A 23417-nucleotide genomic window follows, 5' to 3' on the forward strand; every position below is an offset into this window, starting at 1 on the left:
TCCAATAGGGTCGAGTGGCCGAGTGGCTAGGCAGAGGTCTGCAAAACCTCGTACAGCGGTTCGAATCCGCTCTCGACCTCCAGATTTATTATAAATTAAAAAAACAAAGGTTAAGACCATGGCAGTTACCAGATTAAAAAGAAAAGACAGAAAAAATAAAAACACTTCACGTCAAGAAGTTAAAACGTTGAAATTAGCTACAAACCTTGAATTGGGAAGCCGTTCAAGACAATCTACTACAGATCAATTAGCTATCAACAACGCTATTTTAGCTAAGCTTTCTGCTCAGGCATAAGCACAGGTTAAAAACATTTTAAAAGGCTATTCCTAAAAAGGAATGGCCTTTTTTTATTTACCTCATTTTTTTTCTCTTCAAGCAAACACTTTTTGCTAATTGACCTGTGATTTCTTCACAACTATACCTTTTCCCAACACAACAATTAAAATTTCACGACACAAATCAAAAATATCGAGTTTTTTGATTAGATTCATCTAAATTCAACCAAACCAATTACTTAATTAGACTATTTGATGAAAAAACTACTCATTCTTTTCATTGTATCTTTGGGTATAATGACATTTGCCTACGGGCAGACCAAGGTAATTAGTGGAAAAGTTACTTCATCTGACGGAAATCCCATTTCTGGGGTGAGCGTCACGATAAAAGGAGTAAATTCTACCGGCACACAAACCAATGCAGGCGGAAATTACCAAATAACGCTTCCTAATAATGCCCAAACCTTAATTTTTAGCTACATTTCTTTTAAAACACAAGAAATAGCAGCAAGTTCCTCCACCATAAACATCGTTATGGAAGAAGACAACCAGGATTTATCTGAAGTAGTTGTAGTCGGTTACGGAACACAGGTGCGAAGAAATGTAACCGGAGCCGTTGCTCAGGTAAAATCAAAAGACCTGGAAAATTTGCCGGTGACCAGTTTTGAATCGGCCCTGCAGGGAAAAGCTACCGGAGTGATGATTGCCTCACAAAGTGGAAAACTCGGACAGGGAATTACTGTTCGGGTGAGGGGTGCTGCTTCGGTAACTGCCGGCAGTGAACCTTTATATGTGGTGGATGGAATTCCCATTGTGTCCAATAGTTTATCCAGCACTTCCGCTCCCACCAGCCCTTTGGCAGACATCAACACCAATGATATCGAATCCATAGAGGTCTTAAAAGATGCATCGGCCTCTGCCATTTATGGTGCCAGGGCGTCAAATGGTGTGGTATTAATCACCACCAAACAAGGAAAGTCCGGAAAAACAACCATCAATTTTAATGTATTAGCAGGCATAAACTCGCCAACAAATCACCGCGAGTTTTTAAACGCTGAACAATATGTGCAACTCATGCGCCGTGCAGGTGAGGGCGCTGCCAATCAAGACTTTTTATTTGGCGATTATGAAACCCTGGAAGAAGCCCTTGACGATTACAGCACCATTGTTAATAACCGGTTAAGAAGGTATTCGGCAGGAAACGATGATTACCAAACCTATAAAGTAAATTCCAACTGGGAAGCCGCAGCTTATCAAGACAATCCACTCACCCAACAGTATGACCTCAATTTAACCGGTGGAAGCGAGAAAACAAAGTTTTACATGGGCGGTCAGGTATTAGACCAGGATGGTATTTTAGTAGGCAACAGCTATCAACGTTATAGTGGCAGGTTAAACCTTACTCATCAGGCCACTTCTTTTATTGAAGTAGGTATGAACCTTAATTTTTCGAACAGCATTAACAACCGTTTGTCTAACGATAATGCTTTCTCTAACCCTTTACAGGCTGTGGCCATCTCTCCGATTACACCTTTCATCGATCCTCGCACAGGCCTCATCAGCGGTAGTTTACCCGGCGAAGGCGCTAACTTCCCCATTTATTACAATCCTTTTCTGGGTATCGACAATGCCTTCTATAAAGCAACCGTGTATAGAACCATTGGAAAGGTATTTGCCAATGTAAACCTGGCTAAAAACCTCAAGTTTACCAGCGACCTGTCCATTGACAACTTAAACCAAAATGAAGAAAGTTATTATGGCTCCTTAACCTTCAGGAACACCGGAACAGCTAATGGCTATGGCGAAAATATTTCCACCTTTGTCATCAATGCCAACACCAACAACTTCCTGAGCTACAATACCACTTTCGGTGAAAAAAGCATATTCGATGCCGTATTAGGAACAAGTTATCAAAAGGTAACCACCAAATACAGCACCATAGAAGGGTCTGACTTTCCCAGCGACGCCTATAAAAAACTGGGTAGTGCAGCAACTAAAGTGGTGGCGACCAGCAACGAAAATGCCTATAGCTTTCTATCCTATTTCTTTCGTGCCAATTACAGATACAATGAACGCTACCTGTTAAGCTTTAGCGCCAGGGCCGATGGCTCCTCCCGTTTTGGCAGTAACCACCGATATGGAATCTTTCCTGCAGGATCTATTGGCTGGATCTTATCAGAAGAAAACTTTTTGAAAGGCAGCGAAACAGTAAGCCTCTTAAAGCTTAGGGCTAGTTATGGTTTAACCGGAAACGCGGAGATTGGAAATTATTCTGCTCGCGGACTGTTTAGCGGAACGGGTGCTTATGGCGGTCTTCCCGGACAACTGCCATCGCAAATTGCCAATCCAGAGTTGACCTGGGAAAAAACAACACAGCTTGATCTTGGGCTGGACTTTGGCATACTCGGTAACCGAATATCTGGTTCCTTTGATTATTACAAGAAAAACACCACCGACTTGTTGTTAGACACACCGGTGCCGCATACCACAGGTTTCTCCATCATTACCCAGAACCTGGGTGAATTGACCAATACTGGTTTTGAGTTGGGTATTACCACAGAAAACCTTACCGGTGCATTAAAATGGACCACCACCTTTACCGGAGCAATAAACAAAAATAAAATCACTGATTTAGGCGGCCAGGTATTAAATAGCAACGAGATTAATGCTGCTATTGAAGGGCAGCCGATCGGCGTCTTTTACATGCCGGAATATGCAGGAGTTGATCCGGCCAATGGCGATGCATTGTATTATTTAAATACACCACAAGCTGACGGCACGGCAAACCGGGGCACCACGAACAACATCAATGAGGCAGAGAGGATCTTTGCAGGAAACCCTAATCCTAAATACATATTTGGGTTCAACAATAACCTTACTTTCAAAAACTTTGACCTGGGTATTTTCTTCCAGGGTGTAGAAGGTAACAAGATTTTTAATAGCGGCGGTACCTATATGAGTGCCAACGGATCAAACGGCTATGATAACCAGACTGCCGATCAGATCAATTATTGGGATAGACCTGGCCAAATTACCGATGTACCTGAACCCCGGTTGGGTTATGGCAACGGTGTAGGTACCTCTACCAGGTATTTATCTGACGGATCTTATATTCGTTTAAAGACACTGACTTTAGGATACAACCTACCAACATCGGTATTAAACAAATTGAAATTAAGCAAATTGCGAATCTTTGCTACAGGCCAAAACTTGCTGACCATTACAGGTTACGATGGTTGGGATCCTGAAGTAAATGCAGATTATCAAAGCACCAACATTAACCAGGGTGTAGATTTTTATTCCGCACCGCAAGCACGTGTAATCTCTTTTGGTGTAAACATTGGCCTTTAACCCTAAAAAAAACAAGATGAAAAATATATATGCTATCCTCATATTATCCATGTTCCTCCTCACGCTGGCTGCCTGCAAAAAGCCGCTTGACATTGATCCGGCTGACACTATTGAACAGGGCGAGGCGCTGATTACCTCCAAGGATGTAGAAGTTGCGCTGATCGGTGCTTATTCTGACCTCGGCAGTACCGATTTATATGGTGGACGGCCTTTCTTAATGGCCGATTTCCTGGCAAATACCAATGCCATTGAGTGGACTGGAACCTACGAAGAGCTCACCCAGACCATTAATAAATCAATCCTGAAAACGAACGTTTTCGTAAGCAATACCTGGAGAGATGGTTACAGTACCATCAATGATGTCAATAATGTACTCAGTGCAATAGATAAGGTTGATGAAGCTAAACGCAGCCGCATCCAGGGTGAGGCAAAATTCATCAGAGGTGCCGTTTATTTCGACCTGGTGAGGTTATATGGTAAGGCTTACAACGATGGCGATCCAGCGGTGAACCTGGGTGTACCCATTGTATTAACACCTACCACTTCAGTAACGGAAGCCAATTACATCAGCCGTGCTACAGTGCAGCAAGTGTACCAACAAGCGATCACAGACCTGACAGAAGCGGAAGCCGAGCTACCGGAAACCAATGGTTTTTTTGCGACTAAATATGCCGCTGCCGGCATGTTGGCCAGACTATACCTGCAAATGGGCAACTATGTGGAAGCGGCAAATGCTGCCGACAGGGTGATCAGTTCCGGACAGTACAACCTGGCGGCCAGCTACCAGCAGGCCTTCCCTACCGTACCCGCTCCGGGTAGTCCGGCTCAACCAGGTGGCAATACCGATGAAGATGTTTTTGCCATACAGGTAACCAATTTAACCGGCTTTAACAGTTTTAATGAGTTCTATGGCTCTTCTACTTACGGTGGACGTGGTGATGCCGCCATTTCGCAAACATGGATCAATGCCAATTACTCCGCCAATGATCAGCGTAGACAAAACTTTTATGATGACGGAGACCTGTTTACCAGTAAATTTGCTAACCAATACGGTAATGTTTCCATCATCAGGCTTGCAGAAATGTACTTGATCAGGGCAGAAAGCAATGTCCGCTTAGCACCTTCAGCACCCATAGGTGGTGTTACGCCTTTAGCAGATTTACAAACGGTGAGAAGCAGGGCTGGATTAACGACCACAAGCGCTACCCTGGCCGATATTCTGCAAGAGCGCAAACTCGAACTGGCTTTTGAAGGTTTTGCCTTACATGATGCAAAAAGAACGCAAACCAACATCGGTAACGTAGCCTGGAATGCACCCAATCTGGTTTTCCCCATACCACAAAGGGAAACAGATGCTAATAAAAGCCTCGTTCAAAACGAGGGCTACTAATTAAAAAGGGATGCTTCAAATGAAGCATCCCTTTTTTAGGTTAAAGTATATCCTTTTATACCCATAACTTAATTCAGCTGTGGCTAATTAAAATCAGACTGTTATTTCAACAATCCCTTACAAATAGTTTTAATAATACCAGGTCCTTCATAAATGAAGCCTGTATAGATTTGAACTAAAGAAGCGCCTGCAGCTAATTTCTCCTTGGCATCTTCTGCAGAATGAATTCCGCCTACACCAATAATCGGAAAAGACCCTTTTGAGCGTTCAGATAAATACTTGATCACTTCTGTAGAACGTTTGCTTAAAGGTTTGCCACTTAAACCCCCGGTTTCATGACTTATCTTTTCTGGTGTATATAAACCATCACGATCAATCGTGGTATTGGTTGCAATAATACCCGCAATGCCGGTCGTTTGTACAATATCTACAATGTCATTCAGCTGATCATTGGTTAAATCAGGTGCAATTTTTAACAGGATAGGTCTGCTCACCCCATTTTTAGCATTACGGTCTTGTAACGTTTTTAACAACAAGGTTAAAGGTTCCTTTTCCTGCAGCTCACGTAAACCTGGTGTATTTGGCGAACTCACATTCACCACAAAATAATCAACCACGTCAAACAGGCGGTCAAAACATTTGATGTAATCGTTAACGGCTTCTTCGTTTGGCGTATTTTTATTTTTACCAATATTTCCGCCCACCACTAATGCAGGGTCTTTCTGTTTTAACAAACGCAAGCGTTCAGCCAGCGTATCTACACCTTTATTGTTAAAACCCATCCGGTTAATCAGCGCTTTATCGTCCTGCAAACGAAACATTCGTGGTTTATCGTTACCTGGTTGTGGCAACGGCGTAACCGTACCCACTTCAATAAAACCGAAACCCAGGTTACTTAAGGCTTCTATGTATTCGCCATTCTTATCAAATCCTGCGGCCAGACCCACCGGGTTTTTAAACTTGATGCCGAAAACCTCACGTTCCAATCCTTTAATGTGAACTCCAAAACTGCTTCTTAATATGGTTTTTCCGAAAGGAAAAAAGTCGTTAAACCATTTCAATCGCTGCACCACAAAATGATGCACGTTCTCTGGATCAAACTGGAAAAAAATTGGTTTAATAAAGCGATACATTTGGCGAAGATAGGAACGATTTACCCGATCACAAAGTACATAAAGAAACTTTCAAGATAAATACTGTTTTTCTTACGCATGTACAACAATAAAATGCAGCTAAAAAGCGTATTTTTGCAGCCACATGATTTCAATAAACGACTTAACTTTCCTTATAGGCTCCAGAGCTTTATATGACGAAGCAAACTGGCATATTAAACCTGGTGACAGAGTTGGCCTTATCGGGGCTAATGGAACTGGAAAATCCACCCTGTTAAAAATAATTGTCGGAGAATATGCGCCATCTTCAGGCTCCATCTCCATGTCAAAAGATCTTAAAATTGGTTACTTAAACCAGGATCTTCTTTCTTACGACTCCCACCACCCCATTTTACATGTGGCCATGGAAGCTTTTGAACGTCAGAATCAATTACACGATGAAATAGAAGAGTTACTAAAGAAAATAGAAACTGACTATTCTGAAGATGTACTTTATAAATTAAGCGACAAACAACAAGAGTTTGAATCTTTAGATGGTTACAACATCGAATACCGTGCTAACGAGATCCTTGCTGGTCTTGGTTTCAGCACTGCAGATCAGAAACGCCCCTTAAACACCTTCTCCGGAGGTTGGAGAATGCGGGTGATGCTGGCTAAAATTCTATTGCAAACACCAGATATCCTTTTACTGGATGAGCCAACCAACCACATGGATTTACCTTCCATTAAATGGTTAGAAACTTACCTGATGAGTTTTGAAGGTGCCATTGTCATCGTATCTCACGATAGGTATTTCCTTGATAAAGTGGTTAACCGTATTGTAGAATCCAGAAAAGGAAAACTTACTGCTTATGCTGGTAATTATACTTTTTACGTAGAAGAGAAAGGCTTACGTGGTGAAATCCAAAAAGGAGAGTTTAAAAACCAGCAGGCAAAAATCAAACAGGAAGAACGCCTGATTGAACGTTTCCGTGCAAAAGCCAGTAAGGCTAAAATGGCACAGTCGCGCATGAAAGCCCTGGATAAAATGGAGCGTGTAGAAGATGTGGACGATGATAATCCAACCGTTAACTTTAGCTTTAAGTTTACCAAACCTTCAGGCCGCCATGTGGTGCGCATTGAAAATGCCAATAAAAGCTATCCTAATGTAGAGATCCTGCAAAATGCCGAGGCGGTGATCGAAAAAGGCGACAAAATCGCTTTAATCGGTGCCAACGGTAAAGGTAAATCAACCTTATTGCGGATTGTTGCAGGTGTAGAAACTTTTGATGGCACTTGCGAAACAGGACATAACGTAACCACCACTTTCTTTGCACAGCACCAGCTGGAGTCTTTACACCTGGGTAACAGTATCCTGGAAGAGATGCAGGCTTTTGCACCAAAACATACCGATACAGAAATCCGCTCAATCCTGGGTTGCTTCCTGTTTACCGGTGACGATGTGTTTAAGAAAATCCGTGTATTATCTGGAGGTGAAAAATCACGTGTGGCTTTAGCAAAATCATTAACCACCGATTCCAATTTCCTGATTCTCGATGAGCCTACCAATCACCTGGACATCCAGTCGGTAAATATCCTGATCCAGGCCTTAAAACAATACGAAGGTACTTTCATTGCCGTATCACACGATAGATACTTCCTGGATAATGTAGCCAACAAGATCTGGTTTATTGAAGATAAAAAAATCAAACAGTACCCGGGTACATACGCCGAATACGAAGAGTGGAATAGCAAGAGACCGCCTGCTCCAGCAACCAGTATTCCATTCAAAGCGGAAAAAGAAACAAAGCCTAAGGTAGAAGAGAAAAAAGCAGTGCCAAATGCGCAGCAGCAGTTAAAAAAACTGAACGATCAGCTACAGAAAGCCGAAGCACAAATCTCTGAACAGGAAGCGATCGTGAAAGCGATTGAAGTGGAACTCGCAGACGATAAAATTTATAGCGATCAGACTAAACTGGCCGAAGTCAATCAGAAATACAAAGCAGCAAAACAAACACTCGACACAGTACAACAGACCTGGGAAGAACTTGCTGCTGAAATCATGGAAATAGAAGGCTAACACATGCCTATACAGTGGAGATTGCTCATTTTAATGGTGTTTTGTATGGCACCGGCCTTTGCACAGCAAAGCGCCTTCGTTAATGATAACCAGGTTTATCAACCTTATATCAAAACGGTACAAGCCTACAACACCCAAAAAGAGCAGTCTCTACCTGTTATTACCCTACAATCTAATGAACAGTTATTGTTTACTTTCGACGACCTCGATGGTGGCAGTAAAAGTTATGCCTATGTGGTGGAGCATTGTACGGCCGACTGGAAACCTTCAGGCCTTTCTACCTTAGATTATGTAGTTTCTTTTGCTGGCGACCGCCTGCAGGATTATGAATATGCTGCCGGCACGCGACAAAATTATACACACTACCGCCTCAGTTTACCTAATGAACAGGTACAGTTTAAAATTTCTGGTAATTATATAATAAAGGTTTTTATAGAAGGGCGAGAGAAAACACCGGTTGTTTCTCAACGTTTCTATGTGGTAGAAAACCTCGCAGGTATACAAATCGATGTGGCCCCTGCCCCTGATGTTACCCAACGTGAAACCCACCAGAAAGTTAACTTTAGTGTAAGCACCAATCGTTTGCGCATCCAGAATCCATATACCGACCTTAAAACGGTGGTCATGCAAAATGGCAATCCTTATACAGCCACGTACAACAGCAAAGCTTCATTCGTGAAACCCAACCTGATCCAATACAACGATATCAAAAGCAATATTTTTGAAGGTATAAATGAATTCAGGAAAATCGATCTCCGCAACTTACGTGCACCGGAAATCAACGTTGATGACAAATCAAGGAATGAACAGAAATACACAACGCAGTTTGATGAAAATGGCAATTTTTACATCAGAAACCTGGAAGATCGGCCTGCAGCAACGGAAAGCGACTACTTTAAAGTCGCACTACTCTTAAATGCCCCGGCCACACTTCAAAACGGCGATGTGTACATCATTGGTCGTTTTAACCAGTACAAACCTGACGAAAAAAGCAAACTCCAATACAACCCGCAGCTAAAAGGCTATGAAGGAAATTTATACCTTAAACAAGGTTTGTATGATTACCTATATATCTATAAAAACAGGGCAACCGGTTTAGTAGACTACAAATTACTGGAAGGTAGTTTCTTTGAAACGAATAATGCTTACCAGGTGTTTGTATACTTCCGTAAACCAGATGGCCGCTGGGACGAGCTGGTAGGTTATTTAAGTACCCAAACCGATACACTACCGCCTAAACAGTAGAATTCTGCCCAGCCCTCTTCATTTACCGTAATTTCTTCTTTACGTTTACCCATGGCATCTACAAAAGTTTTGCCGGCATGCTTCTGGCCCATTTCCATATGTTTATGTCCTTCTGCACTGTTACTCATTACGACTGCCAGTCCAGAATCAGGCTTATCATCCTCACCCTCGCGCGTCCAGCCTATACAATTCGGATGATCAATATAATCGCGCTGTATACCATAACTTTTATCCCTTCGGATTATACATAAATCAGGTAATTCTGCAAGCGGCACCAGTTCCACGTCTACCTCCACCCCTTCTTCATTTTCATCCCGGTATTTACCGCCATACAGATCAGGGTAAAACACACAAGGGATTCCTTGCTCACGTAATAAAATCAGTGCGTAAGCCAATGGCCTGAACCAATAGTCAACGTAGGCTGTAAGTGACTGTAAGGGTTGTGTATCGTGGTTATCAACAAAAGTAATAGATAGCTCTGGATGGGTTTGCACAAGGGTACCCTGAAATATGGTGCTCAGGTTGTATTCATTGCCTTGTAAGCTGGCCTGATAGAGGTTGTGGTGTAAAAGGGAATCAAAAAGTTGAGTTCTACCCTCGGTCATTGCAACATAGTCTTCCAACTCCTTTAAATTATCAACAATCCAGTTTTCGGCAACAAAGAAGAAATCCCTTTTAAAAGTATGTTTCATGTGGTCAATCCACTCATTCAGAAAGTCGTGTGCAATATGTTTTACCGCATCCAGCCTGAACCCATCCATCTTACAAGTATTGTAATACCATTCGCCCCAGCGTTTCAGTTCTTCCCTTACAGCAGGATTTCTGGTTTCAATATCGTTATACATCAGGTAATCAAAATTACCCATCTCTCCGGAGGGTACATCTTCCCACATTTCGCCATAGTTATTCTGTATAGAATAAATGGCATCCTGGTGGAGGTTTTCAGCGTGGTCAACTCCACTAAAACAGTGTTGATCCCATACAAAATCACTGTATTTACCTTTTCTACCGGGAAATGTAAACTTTGTCCAGGCATCAATTTCCATTAGCTCAGAAGTGAACTCGCTACGGTTGTCGTTATTTACAGTGCGCACGCCAACTTTTTCTAGTTCATCAGCGCCAGCTTTGTGGTTGAAAACCACGTCGGCAATTACTTCCACCCCATTTTCATGCAATGCGGCTATGGCATTCAGGTATTCTTTCTTGCTGCCATATTTCGTTACCACACTGTTCTTCTGGTCAAATTCACCAAGATCGTACATATCGTAACTGTCGTATCCTACAGAGTCTACACCTTCGGTACCTTTATAGGCAGGCGGTAACCATACTCGGGTGATGCCTAATGTGGCCAGATGTTTAGCTTCCTGAGCTGCTTTTTCCCAAAGTGGTTGATTATCATTATAATACCAGTGAAAGAACTGGATCAGTAGTTGGTTGTTCATATAGTTGGTGGTCACATTTTTTGCTAAAACTGTATACATAACCAAAAATTGCACAATTTGTTTAATTTTGTCGCCATATGGAAAAAACAACTAAACATCCAAAACAATCGTTCACGGTGATGAATGAGCTGGTGCTTCCCAATGATACGAATACGTTGAATAATTTGATGGGTGGAAGACTACTGCATTGGATGGACATTGCTGCCGCCATATCTGCACAAAAACACAGCAACAGGATTGTAGTAACCGCTTCTGTTGATAATGTATCCTTTAAACAAGCTATTAAATTAGGCGATGTGATTACGATCGAAGCCCTGGTGACCCGTGCTTTTAACACGTCTATGGAAGTGCGACTGGATGTATGGGCAGAGAATATCCCATCAGGAACGCGCCATAAATCTAATGAAGCTTTTTATACTTTTGTTGCCTTAGATGAAAACGGAAAAACTGTCCCTATACCCGAGATCGTTCCGGAAACCGCTGAGGAGCAGGAATTATATGATGGCGCTTTGCGACGCAGACAGCTTCGTTTGGTATTAGGCGGTAAAATGCAAGCTAAAGATGCTAATGAATTAAGGGCAATTTTTTACAAGGATTAAGGGGAAAAACTTAGTTTCCTTTATTGATTTGTGCTTTGACCTCTGCATGTGCAGCAGGACTTCTTTGGTAAAGCACAGAATGAAAAGCTAATGATTTGGCACCTGCCAGATAGTTTTCCTTGCTATAATTAACGTTTACTGTATTGGTACTTCCGTTCATTAAACCTATAGAGGCAATGACGCCATTAATGGCAGTACTATAAAAACTGGTGATGATCCGGCCACTGAGTTCTTCCTCAATGGTTGGATCTTTCTCTCCCCATTTTCTAACGGGAACCATTTTCTTACTTACCTTTTGGAAACTTTTCTCTGAATAGGAATCTGTATTCAGGTACTTTTTATAGCGGATACCTCTTTTTATTTCTCTTAATTTGATCGTTTTTATTTCATCCGGACAAAAATAAACCACCAAAGCGTCTTTTTTTACGCCTATGCTGTCGTTGGTTACCTCATATAAAATGCCTTTAAAAACATCATTCCCTGTATGAATAGTGGCTATAAAAGGCTTAATCTGCGCGGAGGCATCCATTTTGCCCGCAACGAAGAAGCATAAAACCAGGGTAAAGATGTGTTTTGACATAGATGATATTTTTTACAATCTACGTATTTAACGCCATATATACTCATTTGTTTGAAAATTGTCAGAAAAAAGTAATAACTAACTTCCCATCTCCAGTATTTTGTCAAATTCTTCGACTTTAAGCTGCATCACCGACAAACGACCTTGTTTAACTAATGAAATATCCTTCAAACTTTCTTCCGCTTTAATTTGCGCCAGGGTCACCGGATGTTGTAGCGTGGCTACCGGTACAAGATCTACTACTACCCAATTGGCGTTATCTGTTGTCGGGTCCTGGTAAAACTCTTTTACCACTTTGGCTATACCCACCACTTCTTTACCTTCATTGCTATGGTAAAATAACACATGGTCCCCCTCCTTCATCTCCTTCATGTTATTACGTGCCTGGTAATTTCTTACGCCATCCCAAAAGGTGCGTCCATCCTGATTAAATTTGTCCCAACTGTATTTAAAAGGTTCAGATTTTACTAAAAAGTAGTTCATGCAGCAAAAGTAAAAAATATGTTTACAATTTGCGCTAACCGGTTCTTTATCGCTGAGCCGTGATGCCCGCAATTTTTCCACTCGAAATTAACAGTTTTAAACCGCCGGCTACAATTTTAGAAAATTGTACTAAATTGTAACTATGAAACCAAGTATCAAATCTATCCCCTGTCTTTTATTACTGGCGCTGGGCCTGGCAGCCACTCCGGGTACAGCACAAATTTTTAATCCTGCAGACCTTAAGCTTGTAAGCAGTCAGTTCTCCTTTACCGAAGGACCTGCGGTCAATAAAAATGGGGATATCTATTTTACCGATCAGCCCAATGACAAGATCTGGAAATATGACACCAATGGCCAGCTTACCTTATTTATGGACAAGACAGGCCGCTCCAACGGATTGTATTTTGATCAAAATGGCAATCTGCTCGCCTGCGCTGATGAAAAGAATGAGCTTTGGTCTATTGATAAAAACAAGAATGTCACGGTACTGATCACTGATCTGGATGGGAAAAAGCTTAATGGCCCAAATGACTTGTGGCTTGACAACAAAGGAGGGATCTATTTCACTGACCCTTATTACCAGCGAGACTACTGGACCAGAAAAAAACCGGATATGGAGAAGCAAAATGTATACTACATCCCTGCGGGCAAAGAAAAGAAGATACACTTGGCTTTAGATGATCTTAAGCAGCCCAATGGAATTGTCGGCACACCTGATGGCAAATATTTATACGTTGCTGACATTGGCGCTCAGAAAACCTACCGCTATACCATCGCCTCTGCTGGAAAACTTACCGACCGGAAGCTGATGTTTGAAAAAGGTTCTGATGGCATGACGCTGGACAACCAGGGCAACATCTACATCACCGGGGATGGGGTAACGGTTTACAATCCCGAAGGTAGGCAGATCGCTCACATTCCCATAGAAGGCTGGACAGCTAATGTATGTTTTGGAGGCAAGAACAGGTCAGACCTGTTCATCACTTCCACAAATTCAGTATACACCATTCCAACTAAGGTAAAAGGGGTAGAATAACTATCCCATCTCCTCTTCAGGGCCTACTGTACCAAGATATAAGCTATCCGCAGCATTTAGCCTGTCATTCGATACGAAAGAGATGTACACCTCCAATTGCTCTTGCAGCATTGCAGGAAGGAGAATTAATACATCTTCTTTCTTTTCACGCCTGGCGCCACTGTCTATAAATGTACTCTTGTTTAGCCGTGGAGAATAAGCCAGCATCATCACCTGGTCTTTGCCATATCCCTCTACAGGGCTCCCCGGATAATCCCATGTAAACTTCAAACCGTTTTCCACACGCTGTACCATAGGATTCGCCGCCATATCCAGATCTCCTTTGCTCAACATCAAGTGTTCGAAGTCTATCTGGATGTCGGGGTAATTTCCCGTCGTGCCCTGCGATCTGTTATAACCAATGGCCAGATTATGGTAATTCCTGGTGGTACCCATGGCTAAAGGACTAAATCCTGTTTTAACGAATCCTTTTACCTTATCTATAAATAAAGTGAGCACGCCCATTTCCATTCTACTTTGCAATTGTGGTAAAGTGGGTGGCTTAGTTGAGCGACGGGGTTTTCCGCGCATTACATTTTGTCCATTTAACTGATAGGTAACAACTGCGCCAACTGTTCCGTTGGGCCCTCCTAAGATTCCTCCTGGTAATAGTGCCATGATAAGTGTTTTCTAAGTGATTAATTCATCTATCCAATGTAATAAATAATAATTAATAAAATTTAACAACGCCCTACAAATAAATGAGCGGTAGATGGGTATTAGCAGGGCGTTTAGTCGGCGTTAAAAGGGCTGTAGCCGTTATAAGGCCCTTCAAAGGCCCTTCTAACACCCTTCTAAGGCCCTTATACCTGTAAATTATTGTGCAGATTTTATTTTTTTCCTTAAGCGAACATCTATTGCCCAGAATTTAGTTGTCCGACAGGTTTAATTAACTCAGCATCGGCATGATAAATCGCCTAGCTTGTGGCTTATCGGAAATTTTTTAAACCAAAAAGGGCGCCCCGATATGGAACGCCCTTTTTAACCTTTAAACTGAGGTTAGCTTTTGCTATTTAAATTAAGCTTGCTTATTTCTTTGGATCTAATGCTGCATCAATGCGATCTGAAAGATCTTCTAAATGGTATTTGCTTAAGCCACTAACAGAAGGAATGGCATCTTTAATCATCACATTTAAGCCTTTCAACTGCGCTTTTACCACAGAGGTCACATCGCTTTGCGAAACACTGACCATGCTTTGAGGCAAACCTCGACCAACCGCTGCTGTTGCTGTTGAGGTAACAGGCGAAGGGTACAATAAATTAACCATCTTTTCTACATAGTTCTTTTGCAGGTTACGTTTGTAAACATCAATCTCTTTCTCCTCTTTTACTTCGCTAAAAACACTACCCTGCAAATCAGTAAACATATCGGTAATTTTATAAGCTTTTTGTCCATCAACTGCTTCTGCTGCAATCAATTTACTCAAGGTAAAACTGCTGATCAGCCTGATCAATACCGGGTTTTGAACTTTGTACACCACATCCAAGGCATTGGTACCCGTGTTATCAAGCACTTCCTGGTTTAATAACCAGGTTGGTGTACTAAATAGGTTTTTATCCAGAAAATCCATCGCTTCTTTTTGAGTTGCTGCAGGTGTACGTTGGTAAATAACTCCCTTTTGCTCTATTGTTTTTGGTGTTTCTTCGATACCACCAATATTTTTAGCTACATGGCCAACATAACGACCAAATTGTGTAGTCAGTTGTGTGTACATGTTATCAAGGTTTTCATACCCTTCGTTATCAGCCGCTGTCCAGTCATTTAACTTATTTAAAATGACTTTCAGGTTTTTAATACCATATTCACTGGCCAGCATGGCATTGTCCCCAAGGTCTTCATTTTGTGAACGTGGGTCATTCGGATTGGTCTCTGTTCCAAACCATAAACGATTATTCTTTAACTTCTGTACAGTAACTTTGTTTAACAAGGGAACTTCGGCAAGTGGCGTTTTAGCTTCTGGTAGTAAACGGTAACCCCATTCAATGGCCCATAAATCATAATCCCCAATTCTTGGGTACAAACCCACGGTCGAAATTTTATCTTCAGGTTGTGCTACGTAGTTGAAACGAGCATAATCCATAATGGATGGCGTGTGGCCATTGGCTTCAAGGAACGCTTTATTACGTAGTTTTTCTACCGGAACCGTTGAGCTTGAACCATAGTTATGGCGTAATCCCAAAGTATGTCCTACTTCATGTGAAGAGACAAAACGAATAAGGTCGCCCATTAGTTCATCACTAAATTCCATTTTTCTTGCGCGCGGATCTACAGCTGCAGTTTGAATCATGTACCAATCGCGAACTAATTTCATCACATTGTGGTACCAGTTAATGTGGCTTTCCATAATTTCACCGCTTCTTGGATCAGCAATACTCGGTCCGCTGGCATTTGAAATTTCTGATGGTTTGTAAACAATGGCCGAGTGGGTGGCATCGTCAAGACTCCAATATGGATTTTCCGCTTTTGTAGGCGCTGCTTTACCCTGGATGGCATTTTTAAAGCCTGCTTTTTCAAAAGCTTTCTGCCAATCGTTAATACCTGCTATTAAATAAGGTACCCATTTTTTAGGGGTCGCAGGGTCAATGTAAAAAACAATGGGTTTAGCCGGTTCTACAAGTTCGCCACGTTTGTAACGCTCCATATCTGCAGCTTTAGGCTCCAGTCTCCAGCGTTTAACGAGCTGCACTTCGCGCACTCCCTGTGGATTCAGGTCGAAATCTGTGTATCCCACCGTGAAGTAACCTACACGTGGATCAAAATAACGCGGTTTCATGGGTACTTTAGGCAAAATAACCAGTGAAGTATTGAGCTCTACGGTAGACGAACCACTTGCCCCACCTGCCATAGCCGATGCACTACTTCCTCCGAAAGGGTTTGGTGCTGCAGTTAAAGTATAGGTTTTAACCGTACCAATTTCTACGTTTTTAGGAAAACTACGGATACCGACAATGTAACTTCTGTCGGATAATTGTGAACCCAGGCGGAAACGAGATTTAGTTTGAGGTGAACCAAAGTAAAAAATATCGTTATCGCTACTGATGTAGTCAGTCATATCAATTACACTACCTTTTTTATCTGGCGAATAAGCTGCAATGTTAAACGCAGCAGCAATGGCCTGGATATTGGAGTTCTGTAGCGACTGGTACATAGCTGTGGTACTATCTGGACCATAAGTGCGGTAAGATAGTTTACGCATGAAGATTTTGTTGTTTGGCCCTTTTTCAAACTTAATTACACTGCTTCCAATCTGGTCGCCAGCATAACCCGCAGCAGCTCTTACTTCAGCCCCTGCTTTAGAAATCCGGTTTACGACAAGGATCTCTCTGTTTAAAATGGAATCGGCAATTTCAAAGTAAAACTTATCTTCCAGCCTGTGTGTGGTAATCATCCCCTTTTTCGTTTCCGCTTTCGCGGTAATGACAGTGGTATAAGGTTTAGGTGCGGCTTTTGTGCCCATGGCGGCTAATGGCCCAGCGGTCTTTTTTACGCTGTCTGTAGCAGAAGCTACTGGCCGTGGACTGGTTTGTGCGTTGGCATAAGACAGACTTGCCATCGCCAATGCAGAAATGAGTAAAGTTTTCTTCATGTAAGTTATGTTAGGATACACAAATATAACGTGGGAGTTGATGTGTGTATGGTTTGGGATATAACTTTACAGTTACAAAGAGGGGTTTTTTACTGCTAAAAAAATCGATATGATCTATTCAAAGTCTGAAAACTTTTACCGGAAGAGGTAAAAGCCTTCTAGGCCTTTTCACAGACATAACGATTTTTTTTCTGCGTTATAAAGGGGGGATCCGGTAGAGCGGGATATGGGCGTTCTGAGGGAAGTGTCGATGTTACAAGTAGACGTTATTGTTAACAATTTCAGCAGGTGGCGATGTTACAGGTAGACGTTATTATTAACAATTAGAGCAAGTGGTGGGGTTACAGGTAGATGTTATTGTTTACAATTTGAGCAGGTGGCGAGGTTACAAGTAGACGTTATTGTTAACAATTTCAGCAGGTGGCGAGGTTACAGGTAGATGTTATTGTTAATAATTTGAGCTGGTGGAGAGGTTACAGGTAGACGTTATTGTTAACAATTTGAGCTGGTGGCGAGGTTACAGGTAGATGTTATTGTTAACAATTTGAGCAAGTGATGGGGTTACAGGTAGATGTTATTGCTTAGTGAATAATTTTGAACACCAATTCTTTAAGCAATTCGCCATCAGTTACGTTTCCGGTGCTCTCTACGCCTTTACTTTTCAGGTCATACTCTCTTAATAGGCTAACCACCTGAAAAACTTTATTGAGGTTATAATTACGGGAGGCCATCTCATAATCCTTTATAAAATACGGATTTACACCCAGTACTTTGGCGGCATCGTGTTTGTTAACCAGGTAATGGTATTTTAATACTTTGGAGAAGTATCCGTTTAAACTGGCCATCACCATGATCATGGGGTTCGCTTTTGGGTTATTAGCAAAATAGTTGACGATCTGGTTGCATTTGAAAGGATCGCGCATGACGATGGCTTTCTGCAGTTCGAAAACATTGTATTCTTTACTGATGCCAATGTTTTTCTGTACCAAGGCAATGTCTATGGTCACTTCCTTACTGATGTTCAACAATAGCTTCTCCACCTCATTGGCTATTTTTGACAAGTCGGCACCCAGGTACTCGGCCATCAGTGCTGCAGCCTGAGGGGCAATTTTGTAACCTTTCTCTCGAACAAAATCTTCAATCCATGGGGCTAATTGATAATCTCTAATGGGATCAGACTGAAAGATTAAGCCAGATTTTGTAATGGCCTTGTATATTTTTTTACGCTTATCGAAGTTGGCATATTTATAAGCCAGGACAAGGATAGTAGATGGCAAGGGGTTTTCGAAATAATGCTGCACAAATCCGGCTTCCTTACTGGCACCTTCAGTTTCCTTGGCCCATTTTAAGTCCTGCGCTTCCTTTACAATGATCAACTGGTAATCAGACATCATGGGATACCGTTTTGCAGCGTTTAGGATGGTGGCCATGTCTGCATCCTTACCATATAGAACGGTTTGGTTAAAGCCTTTTTCCATATCGGTTAGCAGGTTAGCCTCTAAATAATCAACCACCTGGTCGATATAAAAAGGTTCTTCGCCATGTAATAGATAAACGGGCTTAAGTTTTCTCGCTTTAAGGTCTTTAATAATTTCTGCAGCAGTCATATAATTTACCAAATGTAACCGCTAAAAACTAAATATTAAAGGTTAATTTTGCACAAATGGCATTTACCCCTGTTGCGCTTAACCTTCCGGGCTACCCTTTTAAGTTAACTAAAAAAGAGGAGCAGCATTATATCTTCGATGAAATCCGCCGGAAACACCTGGTGTTAACCCCCGAAGAATGGGTAAGGCAGCATTTCATCCAATATCTGATCCTGGAAAAAAAGTTCCCCAAATCGCTCATCCAAATAGAGGGGGGACTGACCTTGAATAGTTTGCAGAAGCGCACAGATGTGGTTGTTTATAATCGCTTTGGCGAAAGGATAATGATCATAGAGTGTAAAGCGCCCTCTGTGAAGGTTACACAGGCGGTGTTTGATCAGGCGGCGCGTTATAACACGGTGCATAAAGTCAAGTGGCTGGTTGTTACCAATGGGTTGTTTCATTGTTATGCGACAATTGACCACCAGGAGGAGCGGTTTGCGTTTGTGGAGGCGCTTCCGGTATTTGATGAGTTGTAGCATTAAATTTTGCTTGCTTGTCAAGTAAAATTTTGCTTGCTATCAAAGTCTGAAAACTTTTACCGGAAGGGGTAAAAGCCTTCTAGGCCTTTTCTTAGCAAGCAAAATTTTTCCGCATAAAAATAAGAACAGTGCAGATTTGTAGCGGCAGTTAGACCACAGTAAGCACAAACCAATAAGCACAGGACAAACACAGGTGTACCATCAAATTGGGCAACATGGTTATACTACAACAAGAAATTAAACAACTTAACGTATACACACAACAGGAAAATTCGATTAACAGTTAGTAGCCGACCACCACCAATAGCCTCCCAGCTCTAAAAGAGTCATTCCGTGTACTAACACATTACTCCTAGGATAGGTAACTACTGCGTTGGGTCATCCAGAAGGATAAATACGCTAAAGTATACAAATAGTTATAGATCAAATTGACGAGGCAGTCAGCTACATATGCTTACAGTAAACATAATCTATTTTGATGATTTCCTCATCAAATTGTTTGATCGTGATTCCAATTACAACTATTGTTTAAGAATCACCGATTAATTAAATAAGGAAAATAAAACCTTGTCATACGTATATTCAACTAACTCTTAACATAGTTATTAACACACAGTTATTTGGCAGTATTTCCCTTAACACCTACCTGAAATATCTTAATTAAGCATGTGGAATTAAAGAATTAACACATTGATTAACATACCAATACACATTAAAAAACGGTATATAAATCAATAAATAGATTTCTTGCCAATATTATACTAGTCAAAGTGGAATTTTAAGTTATTAACATCTACTATCCCGCTAGTTGTTAACAACCTTGTACACATTCCACTCCGGCCTTTTGCACAGTACGCTTATATCCCTCTCTGCCAGACCACCCTCCCCTTTCACACGCACAAAAAAAATCGCTATGTCTGTGAGAAGGCCTAGAAGGCTTTTACCCCTTCCGGTAAAAGTTTTCAGACTTCGAATAGATCATAACGATTTTTTTAAGCTAGCCTCTCTAACCGCTTTGCCGGATCACCCCCCTTTCACATGCACAAAAAATCGCTATGTCTAAGAGAAGGCCTAGAAAACTTTTACCCCTTCCGGTAAAAGTTTTCAGACTTCGAATAGATCATAACGATTTTTTAACAGCCCCTTCTCACCTCCATACCGGATCACCCCCCGTCTTTCACACGCACAAAAAAATCGCTATGTCTGTGAAAAGGCCTAGAAGGCTTTTACCCCTTCAGGTAAAAGTTTTCAGACTTAGAACAGATCATAGCGATTTTTTTAAGCTTTTAAAGCACTCAAACTCTCTTGTATGATAGCAATCTTCCCCTCCGCATCCGCTTTTTTATTCCTTTCATTCTCTACCACTTCGGGCTTCGCATTTTGCACAAAACGCTCATTGCTTAACTTGGCATCTACAGATTTCAGGAAACCATTCAGGTAAGTAAGCTCAGCCTTTAGGCGTTCAATTTCAGCTTCCACATCGATATCCTCATTTAAAACAATGAAGAACTCATCGTTACCTACCATGAAACTAACTGCACCAGCTATTTTATCATTCACAATTTCTACCTCACTGATATTAGCCAGTTTAAACACGATGTTTAACCATTTCTCATAATCAAGCGAAGAGTTAATCTTTATACTCAAAGGCAAGGCCTCTTTAGGAGAAATCTGCTTGGTATTACGCACATTTCTCACCTCAGCAACCACCTGTTTAATAATTTCAACATCCTTTAAAATCTGAGCATCCGCAGCAGCGAAAGTTGGGTAGCTGGCCACGATGATACAGTCCATTTCACCCTTTTCACCGAAAAGCTCATCATGCCATAACTCTTCTGTCAGGAAAGGCATAAATGGGTGAAGTAAGGTCAGGATACGTTCAAAGAAACCGATGGTCGCTTTCAGCGACTCCGCATCAATAGGATGCTGATAAACAGGTTTCACCATTTCCAGGTACCAGGCACAGAAATCATCCCATACCAATTTATAGGTCGTCATCAGGGCTTCCGACAAACGGTACTGCTTAAAGTTATCCTCAATCTCGGCTAAAGCCTCATTAAATCGGTTATCGAACCAGGCGATGGCCTGTGTATTAGGATTCTCCAGATTCTCATCCACTTCCCAACCTTTTACCAGGCGGAAAGCGTTCCATATTTTATTGGCAAAATTCCTTCCCTGTTCGCAGTAGCTCTCATCAAACATCAGGTCGTTACCCGCTGGCGAACAAAGCAACATACCTACACGAACACCATCAGCACCATACTTCTCAATCAGGCCGATAGGATCAGGGGAGTTGCCTAAAGACTTAGACATCTTCCTACCCAGTTTATCACGCACGATCCCTGTTAAGTACACATTAGTAAAAGGCTTTTTACCCATAAACTCATGGCCAGCCATGATCATCCTGGCTACCCAGAAAAACAAGATCTCTGGGGCAGTCACTAAATCATTAGTTGGGTAGTAATAGCTGATTTCCTTGTTACCCGGGTTTTTAAAACCATCGAAAACCGATATTGGCCATAACCACGAGGAGAACCAGGTATCCATCACATCCTCATCCTGTTTTACAAAAGGGGCTAGCTGGCTTTTAAAGCCTGCTGCTTCCGCTTCCGTAAACACATTGTCTATATCTTTTAACTTTAAAAACTCATCTAATGCTTCTTCCTTAGTTTTTGCAACTACCCAGTTACCTTCATGGTCGTACCAGGCAGGAATCTGTTGTCCCCACCATAATTGGCGACTAATGTTCCAGTCGCGCACATTCTCCATCCAGTGGCGGTAGGTATTCACAAACTTCTCCGGAATAAGCTTCACTTCACCATTTAGCACATCGTCTAAAGCCGGTTTCGCCATTTCTTCCATCTTGCAAAACCATTGCATAGATAATTTTGGCTCTATGGCAGCGTCGGTACGTTCAGAGAAACCTACTTGCGACTTATAATCTTCTATTTTATCTAAATGTCCGGCTTCCTGTAGCAGGATAGCGATCTTTTTGCGGGCGGCGAAACGATCTTCACCCACTAAAATAACTGCTAGTTCATTTAAGGTACCATCATCATTCAGAATGTCAATTACCGGAAGTTTATGTTTAACACCCAGTTCATAATCATTCAGGTCATGCGCTGGTGTTACTTTTAAACAACCTGTACCAAAATCCATCGTTACATAGTCATCCTCAATAATTGGAATTTCACGGTTAATTAGAGGCACATATACCTTTTTACCCTTCAGGTGGGTATAGCGCTCATCATTAGGGTTAATGCAAATGGCTGCATCAGCCATGATGGTTTCCGGACGGGTGGTCGCTATAGTTAAGCTGTCTTCCGTGCCGGCGATGGTATATTTGATGTAATATAATTTCTGATTAACTTCTTTACGGATCACTTCCTCGTCAGAAACAGCCGTTTTACCTGCTGGATCCCAGTTTACCATGCGGATACCGCGGTAAATCCATCCTTTTTTATACAAATGGATAAAGCTGTCGATCACCGAATCCGAAAGATCTTCTTCCATGGTAAAACGTGTACGGTCCCAATCGCAACTGGCACCAAGCTTTTTCAATTGCTCGAGGATAATGCCTCCGTATTTTTCTTTCCACTCCCAGGCATAAGCCATAAACTCCTCTCGGGTCAAATCGGCCTTGCTAATTCCTCTTTCTTTAAGCATAGCCACTACTTTGGCTTCTGTAGCAATAGAGGCATGATCGGTACCAGGAACCCAGCACGCATTTTTACCCTGCATCCGGGCCTTACGAATTAATACATCCTGTATCGTATTGTTGAGCATGTGGCCCATGTGTAAAACACCCGTCACGTTTGGTGGAGGAATAACAATGGTATAAGGCTCACGTTCATCTGGCTCAGAATGAAAAAACTTCTTAGAAAGCCAGTAACTGTACCATTTATCTTCTGTTGATGCAGGATCGTATTTAGTGGAAATGCTCATTGATATAGATTTCGAAAATATTAGATTGAATTGTGGGTATAGGATATGTGCAAATTTAATGTTTCTGGCCTATATAATGAAAAATCAATTAGCCGAGTTTAGCGCTAATAAAAATCCTGAAATATTCAGCACCAATGCGCAATTG

At 41.7% G+C, this 23417-nt stretch carries 16 protein-coding genes and 1 tRNA gene; 9 read left to right on the top strand and 8 right to left on the bottom strand.

Translation table 11 applies throughout. The features are described 5' to 3' along the window. Positions 1 to 8: 8 nt before the first annotated feature. From IWX76_RS05820 to IWX76_RS05835, 4 genes are all read left to right on the top strand, one after another. Positions 9 to 82: transfer RNA gene (locus IWX76_RS05820), tRNA-Cys, on the top strand. Between the two features lie 36 nt (positions 83 to 118). Then, positions 119 to 295 carry a spore protein gene (locus tag IWX76_RS05825; RefSeq protein WP_196858909.1) on the top strand — a complete coding sequence of 59 codons (177 nt, stop codon included), beginning with the start codon at positions 119 to 121 and terminating at the stop codon, positions 293 to 295. 236 nt (positions 296 to 531) lie between these two features. Beyond that, positions 532 to 3627, top strand: a complete 3096-nt coding sequence (locus tag IWX76_RS05830) for a SusC/RagA family TonB-linked outer membrane protein (RefSeq protein ID WP_196858910.1) — start codon at positions 532 to 534, stop codon at positions 3625 to 3627. A 16-nt stretch (positions 3628 to 3643) separates the two neighbouring features. Further along, positions 3644 to 5017, top strand: coding sequence for a RagB/SusD family nutrient uptake outer membrane protein (locus IWX76_RS05835; protein ID WP_196858911.1), 1374 nt, complete (start codon positions 3644 to 3646; stop codon positions 5015 to 5017). Between the two features lie 101 nt (positions 5018 to 5118). Here the strand turns inward: IWX76_RS05835 and IWX76_RS05840 are convergent, their stop codons facing one another. Beyond that, positions 5119 to 6150, bottom strand: coding sequence for a quinone-dependent dihydroorotate dehydrogenase (locus IWX76_RS05840; RefSeq protein ID WP_196858912.1), 1032 nt, complete (start codon positions 6148 to 6150; stop codon positions 5119 to 5121). Between the two features lie 124 nt (positions 6151 to 6274). Between IWX76_RS05840 and IWX76_RS05845 the strand changes: the two genes are divergently transcribed. Together IWX76_RS05845 and IWX76_RS05850 are read left to right on the top strand one after the other, a co-directional pair. After that, positions 6275 to 8188, top strand: coding sequence for an ABC-F family ATP-binding cassette domain-containing protein (locus tag IWX76_RS05845; RefSeq protein ID WP_196858913.1), 1914 nt, complete (start codon positions 6275 to 6277; stop codon positions 8186 to 8188). 45 nt (positions 8189 to 8233) lie between these two features. Beyond that, positions 8234 to 9433 carry a type IX secretion system plug protein gene (locus IWX76_RS05850; protein ID WP_334641304.1) on the top strand — a complete coding sequence of 400 codons (1200 nt, stop codon included), beginning with the start codon at positions 8234 to 8236 and terminating at the stop codon, positions 9431 to 9433. Here the strand turns inward: IWX76_RS05850 and IWX76_RS05855 are convergent. Then, positions 9391 to 10914: an alpha-amylase gene (locus IWX76_RS05855; RefSeq protein ID WP_334641305.1), complete on the bottom strand. Its 1524-nt coding sequence runs from the start codon at positions 10912 to 10914 to the stop codon at positions 9391 to 9393. The genes IWX76_RS05850 and IWX76_RS05855 overlap by 43 nt on opposite strands. Before the next feature lie 38 nt (positions 10915 to 10952). Here IWX76_RS05855 and IWX76_RS05860 point away from each other — a divergent pair, with 38 nt between their 5' ends. Beyond that, entirely contained in the window at positions 10953 to 11474 is a 522-nt protein-coding gene (locus IWX76_RS05860; protein ID WP_196858915.1) for an acyl-CoA thioesterase, read from the top strand. A gap of 10 nt (positions 11475 to 11484) precedes the next feature. Here the strand turns inward: IWX76_RS05860 and IWX76_RS05865 are convergent, their stop codons facing one another. Both IWX76_RS05865 and IWX76_RS05870 read right to left on the bottom strand, forming a co-directional pair. Beyond that, positions 11485 to 12054 (bottom strand): hypothetical protein, encoded by a 570-nt coding sequence (locus IWX76_RS05865; protein ID WP_196858916.1) that lies wholly within the window; start codon positions 12052 to 12054, stop codon positions 11485 to 11487. Positions 12055 to 12132: 78 nt separating this feature from the next. Next, on the bottom strand, positions 12133 to 12537 hold the full coding sequence (locus IWX76_RS05870; protein ID WP_196858917.1) for an EVE domain-containing protein: 405 nt from the start codon (positions 12535 to 12537) through the stop codon (positions 12133 to 12135). Between the two features lie 142 nt (positions 12538 to 12679). Between IWX76_RS05870 and IWX76_RS05875 the strand changes: the two genes are divergently transcribed. Continuing rightward, positions 12680 to 13573 (top strand): SMP-30/gluconolactonase/LRE family protein, encoded by an 894-nt coding sequence (locus IWX76_RS05875; protein ID WP_196858918.1) that lies wholly within the window; start codon positions 12680 to 12682, stop codon positions 13571 to 13573. Here the strand turns inward: IWX76_RS05875 and IWX76_RS05880 are convergent, their stop codons facing one another. From IWX76_RS05880 to holA, 3 genes are all read right to left on the bottom strand, one after another. Then, positions 13574 to 14230 carry a DUF6266 family protein gene (locus tag IWX76_RS05880; RefSeq protein WP_196858919.1) on the bottom strand — a complete coding sequence of 219 codons (657 nt, stop codon included), beginning with the start codon at positions 14228 to 14230 and terminating at the stop codon, positions 13574 to 13576. A gap of 410 nt (positions 14231 to 14640) precedes the next feature. Next, positions 14641 to 17199 (bottom strand): zinc-dependent metalloprotease, encoded by a 2559-nt coding sequence (locus tag IWX76_RS05885; RefSeq protein ID WP_196858920.1) that lies wholly within the window; start codon positions 17197 to 17199, stop codon positions 14641 to 14643. Between the two features lie 581 nt (positions 17200 to 17780). After that, positions 17781 to 18806 carry a DNA polymerase III subunit delta gene (holA, locus tag IWX76_RS05890; protein WP_196858921.1) on the bottom strand — a complete coding sequence of 342 codons (1026 nt, stop codon included), beginning with the start codon at positions 18804 to 18806 and terminating at the stop codon, positions 17781 to 17783. Between the two features lie 56 nt (positions 18807 to 18862). Here holA and IWX76_RS05895 point away from each other — a divergent pair, with 56 nt between their 5' ends. Beyond that, complete coding sequence (locus IWX76_RS05895) at positions 18863 to 19324, top strand: type I restriction enzyme HsdR N-terminal domain-containing protein (protein WP_196858922.1); 462 nt, start codon at positions 18863 to 18865, stop codon at positions 19322 to 19324. A 1281-nt stretch (positions 19325 to 20605) separates the two neighbouring features. Here the strand turns inward: IWX76_RS05895 and IWX76_RS05900 are convergent. Then, a complete protein-coding gene (locus IWX76_RS05900; protein WP_196858923.1) occupies positions 20606 to 23272 on the bottom strand; it encodes a valine--tRNA ligase in 2667 nt (888 codons plus the stop codon). Positions 23273 to 23417: the final 145 nt, after the last annotated feature.

Source organism: Pedobacter sp. CAN_A7 (assembly GCF_015752175.1).
GTDB lineage: Bacteria > Bacteroidota > Bacteroidia > Sphingobacteriales > Sphingobacteriaceae > Pedobacter.